Annotated in this window: 11 protein-coding genes and 1 pseudogene; 8 read left to right on the plus strand and 4 right to left on the minus strand. The window is 61.6% G+C overall.

The features are described 5' to 3' along the window. Positions 1-883: pseudogene (locus EOD07_RS10425) on the plus strand (4Fe-4S binding protein); the annotation flags it as partial. 1 nt (position 884) lies between these two features. Here the strand turns inward: EOD07_RS10425 and EOD07_RS10430 are convergent. Beyond that, positions 885-2,048: an NnrS family protein gene (locus tag EOD07_RS10430; RefSeq protein WP_127235378.1), complete on the minus strand. Its 1,164-nt coding sequence runs from the start codon at positions 2,046-2,048 to the stop codon at positions 885-887. A gap of 289 nt (positions 2,049-2,337) precedes the next feature. On the opposite strand from EOD07_RS10430, the gene EOD07_RS10435 reads away from it, so the two are divergent. Together EOD07_RS10435 and EOD07_RS10440 are read left to right on the plus strand one after the other, a co-directional pair. Then, a complete protein-coding gene (locus EOD07_RS10435) occupies positions 2,338-2,715 on the plus strand; it encodes a hypothetical protein (protein ID WP_245470020.1) in 378 nt (125 codons plus the stop codon). 168 nt (positions 2,716-2,883) lie between these two features. Beyond that, the gene (locus EOD07_RS10440) at positions 2,884-4,044 is read left to right on the plus strand and encodes a Fic family protein (protein ID WP_127235379.1); all 1,161 of its coding nucleotides are present in this window, start codon (positions 2,884-2,886) and stop codon (positions 4,042-4,044) included. A 218-nt stretch (positions 4,045-4,262) separates the two neighbouring features. On the opposite strand, the gene EOD07_RS10445 is transcribed toward EOD07_RS10440, so the two are convergent. Then, positions 4,263-4,856, minus strand: a complete 594-nt coding sequence (locus EOD07_RS10445; RefSeq protein WP_127235380.1) for a UbiX family flavin prenyltransferase — start codon at positions 4,854-4,856, stop codon at positions 4,263-4,265. Next, complete coding sequence (locus tag EOD07_RS10450; RefSeq protein WP_348627749.1) at positions 4,853-6,394, minus strand: UbiD family decarboxylase; 1,542 nt, start codon at positions 6,392-6,394, stop codon at positions 4,853-4,855. Before EOD07_RS10450 ends, EOD07_RS10445 begins: the two co-directional genes overlap by 4 nt. A 257-nt stretch (positions 6,395-6,651) precedes the next feature. Here EOD07_RS10450 and EOD07_RS10455 point away from each other — a divergent pair, with 257 nt between their 5' ends. Genes EOD07_RS10455 through mog form a run of 5 tightly spaced genes read left to right on the plus strand, consistent with a single transcriptional unit; the run spans position 6,652 to position 9,988 of the window. Next, positions 6,652-6,945, plus strand: coding sequence for a hypothetical protein (locus EOD07_RS10455; RefSeq protein ID WP_245470023.1), 294 nt, complete (start codon positions 6,652-6,654; stop codon positions 6,943-6,945). Positions 6,946-6,994: 49 nt separating this feature from the next. Continuing rightward, positions 6,995-7,540 (plus strand): SCP2 sterol-binding domain-containing protein, encoded by a 546-nt coding sequence (locus EOD07_RS10460; protein ID WP_127235386.1) that lies wholly within the window; start codon positions 6,995-6,997, stop codon positions 7,538-7,540. A gap of 11 nt (positions 7,541-7,551) precedes the next feature. Further along, the gene (locus EOD07_RS10465; protein ID WP_206519451.1) at positions 7,552-8,535 is read left to right on the plus strand and encodes a peptidase U32 family protein; all 984 of its coding nucleotides are present in this window, start codon (positions 7,552-7,554) and stop codon (positions 8,533-8,535) included. A gap of 3 nt (positions 8,536-8,538) precedes the next feature. Beyond that, entirely contained in the window at positions 8,539-9,468 is a 930-nt protein-coding gene (locus tag EOD07_RS10470; RefSeq protein ID WP_245470024.1) for a U32 family peptidase, read from the plus strand. A gap of 4 nt (positions 9,469-9,472) precedes the next feature. Beyond that, positions 9,473-9,988, plus strand: coding sequence for a molybdopterin adenylyltransferase (mog, locus tag EOD07_RS10475; RefSeq protein ID WP_127235383.1), 516 nt, complete (start codon positions 9,473-9,475; stop codon positions 9,986-9,988). Here the strand turns inward: mog and EOD07_RS38105 are convergent. Continuing rightward, positions 9,966-10,180, minus strand: a 215-nt coding sequence (locus tag EOD07_RS38105; RefSeq protein WP_206519450.1) for a hypothetical protein, incomplete at its 5' end; no start/stop codon positions are given. The two genes, mog and EOD07_RS38105, sit on opposite strands and share 23 nt — an antisense overlap.

Below are 10,180 nucleotides of genomic sequence, written 5' to 3' on the forward strand. Positions count from 1 at the left end.
GTGCCGCTATCTTTGCCCGGTGAGCGGGGTTTTCGGCCTGCTGGCAAAACTCGCCCCGCTGCATTTCCGTGTCGATCCGCCGCTTTGGCAACTTTCGCAACTCTCGGGAACCAAGCCAAGGGCGGTCAATTGCGCGCCGCTGGTGCCCATCCGGACCATGCGCGGCGCCAGCGACTGCCATATGTGCGGACGCTGCGCCGGTTTCCGCGGAGCAATCCGTCTGGCCCGCCGCTCGCCAAACCACGAAATTGTCCATGTCGCGGGCACTGTCGCCAAACCCTGGGAAACGATCCTGATCGTGGTTGGCCTGATGGGCTTGGCCGTCGGCGCGTTTCAATGGTCGGTCAGCCCGTGGTTCGTGCAAGCGAAGCTATGGGCGGCGGAACGGCTGATCGAAAACGGAGTAACCTGGCCGCTCGAAACCGCGGCGCCGTGGTGGATCCTGACGAATTATCCCGGCGATGTGATGACCCTGCTCGATGGAGCCTTGCTCATCGCCTATGTGCTTGCGGCGGCCTTCGCCTGCGGCGCGTCGACGCTGTCCCTGCTGGCTTTGGCCGCCCGCAGCCTTGGGCCTTGGCGAACGCTGAGGCTTCATCATCTTGCCCAGTCGCTCATTCCCTTGGCCGGCGCCGGAGTCTTCCTCGGCCTCTCCAGCCTTACGGTCAGTCAATTGCGGTCGGATGGGATATCGCTGCCCTTCATAGACCTGCTGCGTGCCGCGATGCTGACGATGGCGACCTGCTGGTCCGGGATCCTGTGCTGGCAGGTGACGGGAATTTACAGCCGGGAACCCGCCCGGCGAGTCCTCGCCCTGTCCCTTGTCGGCCTGGCGATGGCACCCGCAGTGGCGGGGTGGGTCCTGCTTTTCTGGATCTGGTAGGCTATTTCGCGCCAACGCTGAAAAGAGGCCCGCGATAGGCCATCAGAAACAGGCCAAACGCGACGATCCACAAAGCGCCGGAAAAACTCAGCAGGGGGCCGGTATAGCCGGGCAGCGCTTCGACCAGCAAGCGTGACAGGCAGCAGGCCGTCATCGCCGCGAGCGCCCCGGTCGCGGGCGTCGAGGGCATGAAGGCGAGCCGGCTATGCCTGCGGATCATGCTGGCCATGATGGCCAGCGCCATGGTTCCGATAGCGCCGACGGTCCATGCATGAACAGCCGTCGCCTGGCCCAGCATTGCCGGTGCGAAGATATGGATCGCCAGCAATCCGAAGCCGAGGATGATCCCGCCATATCCGATGTGAAGGCCAAGCACCGTCGACGACGACAGGCTGCGCCAGCCTTTCCATTGCGCGGCCCGGATCGCCTGGCTGAACGCGGCGAGACCGCAGGCAATGCCGGTGAGTTGCGCCTCCGGCGCGACAACCCACGAACAAAGCGCGCAAATCGTTATCAGCGCTGCCGCGCGCTCCCTGGAAACAGAGCGGGAGAGGACGATCCGACCGCCGGCGCTCTCGATATAGGCGACGGTCAAGGCCGGCACGACCCGCCCTCCGATGATAACGACGAGGCCAATGATCGAGACGAGCGCCAGTCTCAGTGCAAGCTCGACCTGGTACGATGCTGCGACGAGTCCGTTGCTGACGCAAAAAACGGCCAGGAGAAGCAGTATTTTCAAATTACGACGATCCCGACTGGCGATCACGGCTTTGGCCGCGATCGACAACAATGCAAGCATCCAGACGGCCGGGAACGCAAGCCCGAGCGACGGCAACCGCAGCAGGAAGGCGACACGGCTGCAGGCCCACAGGAGAACGAGCAGGTGTGTCGTGCGCGACGACACCGCGCGATGTCCCGTCCAGCGAGGCAGCGCGGTCAGCAGGAAGCCGCTCAGCATTGCTGGAACCATTCCGAACAGGAGCATGTCGCGGTGCCAGTCGCCGGCAGAGAGCCCCGTCGGGCCGTAGGCTTGCGGCCCGAACGCCGACGGCAACCAGCCACTGCCGCCGAGGACGGCATCGACAACAGCCACGAGAAAGAACGGTCGAAACGGCCGGTGCACCGGCCTCGTTTTGAAGGCCTTGAAGTTGCCGTCGGCGCCCATGCGACCCGTCCCCCCGGAATGGCGGTGCATCTCCTCCGGCCTCGCCCGCCCATTGGACGACCGGCAAGAAGGACAAGTATGGCGCAATAGATGCGAGGATCGATTTGGTGTTTGATCCAGCGCAAACATCCCTCGCAAGCATCGACTATCTTGAAGATTGTTCTTGAAGCAGCCCAGCGACTTGGTTCCGGCATGGGACGTGTCTCGCTCTTCTCGGCCAGGCTGCCCAGGGCACGGGTCAACTGCACAGCGACTCCAGGCAGACTGTCTGCGACGGGAGAAGAAAAAGATGAAGCACGGCCTTACCGAAAACAGCGCGGCAGGAATGGCGAGCACCGTTGCCCGGCTGGCAGGGCTGATCAACGAGGCGGGTTTGGACTGCCGGTGCCGATCCAAGCTCGACGAGACGTTATCCCGCTTCGCCAGCCTGGAAATAGGGCCCGCGGCCCGCGAGCACCTCACCAACGCTCGCCATCAACGCGCGCATATCGAGACCATTCTGTTGTTCTTGCAGGATCTTGACGAGATAGGAGAGGCCGAACGGGACAGCAGCGTCTACCAGGACTTCGCCCTTCTCTTTGACGACATCGCGACGATCGCAAGGGACGGGGCGCTTTCGATGCGGCTGCTCGGTCAATTCGCCGCTGTCACCGCGGTTGGACGCTAGGGCAATGGTGGCGCATTTTCACCTGGATCGGCGAAGGCGGTGACTGAGTGAGAAAATGCCACGAATTTCGGGTGGAAACGGAACAAAGCATATACAAGCGACTTCCTAAGACAAGGAATTGGCTTTATCCTTTCGTTAGATAAAAGCTAACAAAAGGATCCTTGCCTTATGCCGGATCAGGGCAGCCGTCTTGGGCTATGGATCGAGACCTCGGTCGCGGGAGAAAAAGTGCGGGCATTCATGCCTCCACCACTCCCGCCAAAACCTCCCATCAATCTTGGCACATTTTCAGAGCTTACAGAACGTGCAAACCTCGCTCTGGGCCGTTTGGACGGGGTTACGTCTATTCTTCCCGCACCACCCTTGTTTATCTTCATGTACGTGCGGAAAGAGGCACTGCTGTCGTCCCAGATCGAAGGCACCCAATCGTCACTCTCTGACTTGCTGCTATTTGAAGCAGATGAGCTGCCGCTGGTCCCACTGAATGACGTTGAAGAGGTCTCCAACTATATCGCCGCTCTTGAATATGGCCTTGAGCGTATGCGGGAGGGATTTCCCCTTTCCCTCCGATTGATCCGCGAAATTCACGGCGTTCTCCTAAAGGCGGGGCGGGGCGCCTCATCCCAACCTGGCGAATTTAGGCATTCGCAGAACTGGATCGGAGGAACGCGGCCAGGCAACGCTATGTTTGTCCCCCCTCCTCCCGATCGGTTGATGGAATGTCTCGACGCTTTCGAGAAATTCTTGCACGCAGACGACCGCCTTCCGAACATCGTCAAGGCAGCATTGGCGCATGTCCAGTTCGAGACGATCCACCCGTTTCTGGATGGCAATGGCCGTCTGGGCCGCCTACTGATCACCTTGTTCCTTTGCGCCAACAATGTGTTGAGAGAGCCCACTCTGTACCTCAGCCTCTATTTCAAGACCCACCGCAACATCTACTATGACCTGCTCCAGCGGGTTAGAATGGCCGGCGACTGGGAAAGCTGGCTATTGTTCTTCCTCGAAGGCGTAACAGAGACAGCCGATCAGGCGGCGAAGACCGCCCGGGATCTGCTACGCCTATTTGAAGCCGACGCTCACAGAATTCAGGATTTGGGCCGCGCCGCTGCCTCAGCCGGAATGGTACACGGACTTCTCCAACGTCGCGCGATCGTGACCATCCAAAAGGCAGCTCAGGAACTGTCTCTTTCAGAGCCGACAATCAATTCGGCACTAGGGCACCTGATTTCGATCGGCATAGTTCGCGAAGTGACTGGGAAACAGCGACATAGGGTGTTTGCCTACCAAGCCTATTTGGACCGCTTGGCAGAAGGCACCGAACCATAACGATCTTGACCACAGCCGCGAAAAACAACTGGGGTACACATTCATCAGAATGTCTAGCGTGAGGCCTTTCCAGGCGGCAAGGTCGTCCGGTTTGAGACCGTCGAACATCGACATGATGGCCGACTGTTTCCTTGCCGTATGAAGCCGCCTTACATCATACGGCTCGCCTTGCCGCTTCTCATAATTCGCCGGGATCTTTCCTCCATTGGAGGGCTCCATCAAAACAGCTGACGGGTCGCGACGTTCTTTTCGCCCCACCTGGTCAGCTTGTCGCCGGGGTCCACGCCGGCCCAATTGACCAGTCGTGCCGCCATCTCGACGACCATCGCTTCGATCGACGCCGGCTTGACGTAGAATGGCGGCACCGGCGGCGCGATGATCGCTCCCATCCGCGTCAATCTCAGCATCGCATCCAGATGCCCTTCATGCAGAGGCGCCTCACGCGGCACAACTACCAAGCGGCGCCGCTCCTTCAGGACAACGTCGGCTGCCCTGGTAAGGAGGTTGTCGCCCAGGCCGTGCGCCATCGCCGCAAGGGTCCGCATCGAGCAGGGCACGACGATCATGCCATCCGTCCTGAAGGAGCCGCTGGCGATGGGTGCTGCCAAGTCCTGGGGAGAGTGGGTGTGGTTAGCGAGCGAGGCAAGCTGTGCCAATCCGTCGGCGCCGAGCTCATAAGCAATGGTCATGCGCGCGCTCTTCGAAGTGACAAGATGCGTTTCCGCTCCACCTCTGACCAGTTGGCGTATGGTCTCGAGGGCCAGCACCGAGCCGGACGCACCGGTAACCCCCACTATGATCCGTTTCGTCATTTCTGCACCGAAGCGGTCGCCAGCGGGAAAAGCTCATCCCAACGCTCGGAGACCCTTTCAACGATGTGAGAGGACATCTTCAGCTCCTTCCCCCACTCACGGGACGTTTCGGGCCCGATCTTGCGCGTCGCGTCGAATCCGATTTTTCCGCCAAGCCCTTCCAGCGGCGACGCGAAGTCGAGCGTGTCGATAGGGGTTCGATCCAACGTCATCAGATCGCGCGAAAAATCCATGCGGGTGGCGACAGCCCACATCACGTCCGGCCACGAACGGATGTCGATGTCGTCGTCCACCACGACGACCATCTTGGTCATCGAGAACTGCGGCAACAGCGACCAGAATCCCATCATCACCCGCCGCGCCTGTCCGGCATATTTCTTGACGATCGACACGACCGCGATCCTGTAGGAACAGGCTTCCGGCGGCAGCCAGACGTCGAGTATTTCCGGTATCTGCTGGCGCAGCAGCGGCTTGAAGACGTCGAGCAGCGCCTCGGCGAGGACGGACGGCTCGTCGGGCGCGCGCCCGGTGAAAGTCGTGAGATAGTTTGCGCCGTCCCTCACGCGGATACGCTTGAGCTTGAAGACGGGAAAATGCTCCGCCCCGTTATAGTATCCGGTGTGGTCGCCGAAGGGACCTTCCTGCGCCGTTTCGTTGGGTGAGACGGTTCCCTCGAGCACGATCTCGGCGCTGGCGGGGACATGGAGCTCGATGCTCTTGCATGGAGACAGTCCAACCCGTCGGTCGTTGATCAATCCGGACAGCGACAGTTCCGATACGCCTTCGGGCGCCGGCATCACCGCTGCGATCATTGTCGCGGGGTCCGCGCCGATGACGACGGCGACGGGCATCTCGAGCCCCCTCGCCTGCCACATGCGATGGTGGGCCGCGCCGCCTCGCATAGGCAGCCATCTTATGATCGCCCGATCCCGGGCAATGACCTGCATCCGGTATATGCCCAGATTATACTTGCCGGGATCACCGTCGCCCGGTGGCCGGGTAACGACCACGGGCCATGTGATAAGGGGACCGGCGTCCTCCGGCCAGCAGGTCTGGACGGGAAGGATTGCGAAATCCGGTTCCGCATCCCTCCATAGTCTTGATGACGATACGATCTTCGGTCGCGCCGCCAACGCGCCGCGCGCTGCGGAGAACATATGGCGGGCCTGGCGCAAGTTCTGCGGAGCCTGCGGCGACCTCATCCACGCCAGCAGAGCGCCGAGGGTTTCCAGTCCGCGAATGTCCGTGCCCAGCCCCCAGGCGACACGCTCCCGCGTCCCAAAGATATTTGCCACGACCGGAAAGGACGAACCGCCGCCCCGATCATCCACCGGCATGGTCATGCGCAGCGCCGGCCCGTGCGTCGCGATCACCCTTTTATGGATCTCCGTCAGCTCGAACCGGGTCGATACCGGGGCGCTGATTTGCCGAAGCTGGCCTTTCCCGTCCAGGTAGGAAAGAAAGGATCCGAGATCACAGAACTGGGGAAGAAGGCGATAATGCATGGCGAAATCCGGCACGACCGGTTCGTCGGCCACCCGTTCTCTCACAGCGGCCGCCCGAAAACATTGCGCTAGGTCAAAGAACGCGCCGCTTGCGGACAGTAGATTGAATCCAACCGCCTGAGGGCTGGTCGATATCGAGGCAGTGCCGGGAAGACGTTCAGATGGCCAGCAACCTAATCAACGGCACTTTTGAAGCCTGCCGGTCCGCGATCGCCATTTTCAAGGATCGTAGACGCAGCAAGGCCACGCGACGGGAGTTTTGGGCGCTTGGGCCGGAGGAATGCGCAGGCATGCTGAACGACATCGGCATGTCGCCCGGCGAGTTCGATGCCGCCATGCATCTGCCTCATGCTTCGGAAGATTTCCTCACCTTGGCGATGCTTTCAGTCGGGATTGATCCCGACAGCTTCCATACAATGGAATTCGCGCGGGACCACTTCATGTCCCGAACCTGCATCACATGTCCGCATCGCCACAGATGTCACGATCATATGCAGGCCTTCGATTTCGAGAGCCACTATCGCGATTTCTGCCCCAACAAGGACAATTTTTCGAAGCTGCTCGCCAAGAGATGCGATGCCTAGCCGGCCGTAAGACCTCAGTGATCGAACGTAGACCGGACAGCATTTGAAGATGCAGCCTCAACACGCCGAACCAATGTTACCAGGATTTGTTCGCCGCCTGTTTCCGACGGTCGCAGGACTGCCGCTCGGACCGTTGCTGACATTGTCCTTGCGCTCGCTTGCCAGGCGGCGTCCCGGCCTTTTCGAGCGTCTGGGCGAATCCCGTTCGGCCTGCTTCGGTATCGATCCTGTCGACCTCGCATTCGCGTTCTGTGTGATCCCGGACGGGCAACGATCCAGCGTCCGGGTCGTCAGCAAGGACGAGGCTGCTCGATCGGACGTGCAGATCAAAGGGCCGCTTCTGACCCTGCTGGGCCTGCTTGACGGCACATTGGACGGCGATGCGATGTTCTTCAGCCGCGTGATCTCGATAAGCGGGCGCACGGAAGCGGTACTCGCCTTGAGGAACACGATAGAGGACGCTGAGCTTCGTCCGGCAGACCTGCTCGGACTGCATGGCACCCTGGCCCGCTGTGTCGATACGGGTGTTCTCGGTGCCTTGGGCGTCGCACGGCGATTGGCTGACAGCAGCTCGAGCGAGGCGCGGAAAGCATGACGACGACACGCATGGAACTTGTTTGCCCGGCGGGGACCCCCGCTACGTTGAGGGCAGCCGTCCAGGCGGGCGCGAACGCGGTTTATTGCGGATTTCGCGATGAAACGAACGCCCGCAATTTTCCCGGGCTCAATTTCTCCCGGGACGAGCTCGCCGAAGGTGTGCGCTTCGCGCACGACCACGGCAGCAAGGTTCTGGTCGCGATCAATACCTTTGCGCGCGTCGACGATGTCGACATCTGGAAGAAGGCTGCTGACGCAGCCGCTGGAAGCGGCGCGGATGCCATCATCGCCGCGGATTTCGCCGTCCTCGATCATGTTGCGAAGAACCACAAGCAGATCCGCCTTCATCTGTCGGTGCAGGCTGCCGCGGCAACGCCGGAAGCGATCGGCTTCTATGCGGCTCAGTTCGGCATCCGCCGCGTGGTGCTTCCAAGGGTCCTTTCGCTCCAGGAGATAGCGGCGCTGAACCGCGCCATCGACGTGGAAACGGAAGCCTTCGTTTTCGGCGGCCTTTGCGTGATGATCGAGGGGCGCTGCTATCTCTCGTCATACGCGACGGGAAAATCGCCGAATCTCAACGGTGTGTGCTCGCCGCCGGAGATGGTGAGCTATGACGAAGAGCCGAACGGCACGACGGCGCGGCTGTCCGGCTTCACCATCGACCGGTACGGACGCGGCCAGCCGGTCGGTTATCCCACTCTCTGCAAAGGCAAGTTCAAAGCCGGCGGCAAGACGTCCCATCTGTTCGAGGATCCCGTCAGCCTGAATGCCGGCGGCATGATCGCGGGCCTGAAGGCGGCCGGGGTGACTGCCTTGAAGATCGAGGGGCGCCAGCGCGGCAAGGGCTATGTGAGCGAGGTCGTGCGCGCCTTCAGGAAAGCGGTCGACGCGGTCGAAAAGGGCGGCGACGCTGTCGACATCGATCGGCTTCTGGCTGGCCAGTCGGAAGGGGCTCGGCAGACGGCCGGCGCTTACGAGAAGAAATGGAGATAGGCGGTGCCCGAAATCACCCTGACGGAAATCGCCCCGACGCGAATCGCCTTGACGCTTGGACCGGTCTTCTTCCACTGGCCAGCCAACCGTCTCCTGGACTTTTACCGCAGGATCGCGGACGAGGCTCCGGTCGAGCGCGTTCACGTCGGTGAAGTCGTCTGCGGAAAACGCATGCCGTTTTCCGATCCTGTATGGCCGGCGATCATCGAACGGCTGGAGCGCGGCGGCAAGCAGGTGGTGCTGTCCACGCTGGCCGCGCCCGCGACGGTCCGGGAGCGCAAAAGCCTCGAGGACATTTGCGGAGACGAGAGGCTGGTCGAGATCAATGACGTGTCCGGCCTGCCGTCACGCTCCGGCAAAGCCTTCGTCACGGGTCCGTTCCTTAACGTCTACAACGAGGCTTCCGCGAAATTCCTGATCCAGCTCGGCGCGCAGACGATCTGCCCACCCGTGGAATTGTCGTTTGCGGCGGTCGGCGCCATGTCCGTGAAATGTCCGGAGGCCGAGTTCGAGATTTTCGCCTTCGGGCGGCTGCCGCTCGCTCTTTCCGGACGCTGCTATCATGCGCGGATCCATGGCCTGCACAAGGATTCGTGCCAGTTCACATGCGAAAGCGATCCCGACGGTCTCTCGGTCGAGACGCTCGACGACCAGCAGTTCCTTGCGGTCAACGGCGTGCAGACCCTTTCCAATCAGGTTCAGGCCTTCTGCCCTGCGCCCGACGCGCTCGCCTCAAAGGGCATCAGGCGCCTTCGTTTGTCCCCCCAGACATGCGACATGGTGGAGGTGGCGAGGATCTACAGAGGACTTGCCGGCGGCAGGGAGGAGCCCGAAGATGCCCGCTTCGCCCTGTCATGTCTCGATCTGCCGGGCACGCTGGTCGACGGCTACGCCCATGCCAGGCCCGGTTGGCAGGTAACCGCGACAGCCTGACGGCATGACCCTGATCGCAATCGTGACCATCTCCGACCGCGCAAGCCGCGGCGAGTACCAGGATCTTGGCGGACCGGCAATCGAGCGCTGGCTTCGCCGTGTCCTGGTGGCGCCCTGCGAATTTGTTCGTCGCATCGTCCCCGACGGCCTGGAGAGTGTCCGTGACGCGCTCATCGAGCTTTGCGACCAGGCAGGCGCCGATCTGATCCTTACAACCGGCGGAACCGGCCCCTCGCCACGGGACCTTACTCCGGAAGCCATGCAACAGGTCATCGCCAAGGAGCTGCCCGGTTTCGGCGAGCTCATGCGGCAGGCAAGCCTGCAGCACGTGCGCACAGCCATCCTTTCACGTCAGACTGCGGGGGTGCGCGGCCGTTCGCTGATCATAAACCTCCCCGGGAAACCTGCCTCCATCGACGTGTGCCTCAGCGCCGTCTTCCCCGCCGTGCCCTACTGTCTGGAACTCATCGGCGCGGGCTCGATCGCGGTGCATCCTTTCATCCTTGAGCAGCGCGACTGAGCTGTTGTGAGCAGTTAGGCTCGGCGCCTTCGCCATAGCCTTCCGTCTGGAATTGCGTCAAAAACAAAGAGATAGAGCGGTTCGCCGTTTCCGTGGAAACGGTGAACCGCTCTAGCCGCTCAGCGGTCAACTCGGTTTCGGTACCTGGCAAAATAGTCGCGAACGTGCGAAACCGCCGCCATTCCATCAGAC

It is taken from the genome of Mesorhizobium sp. M2C.T.Ca.TU.002.02.1.1 (assembly GCF_003997225.1).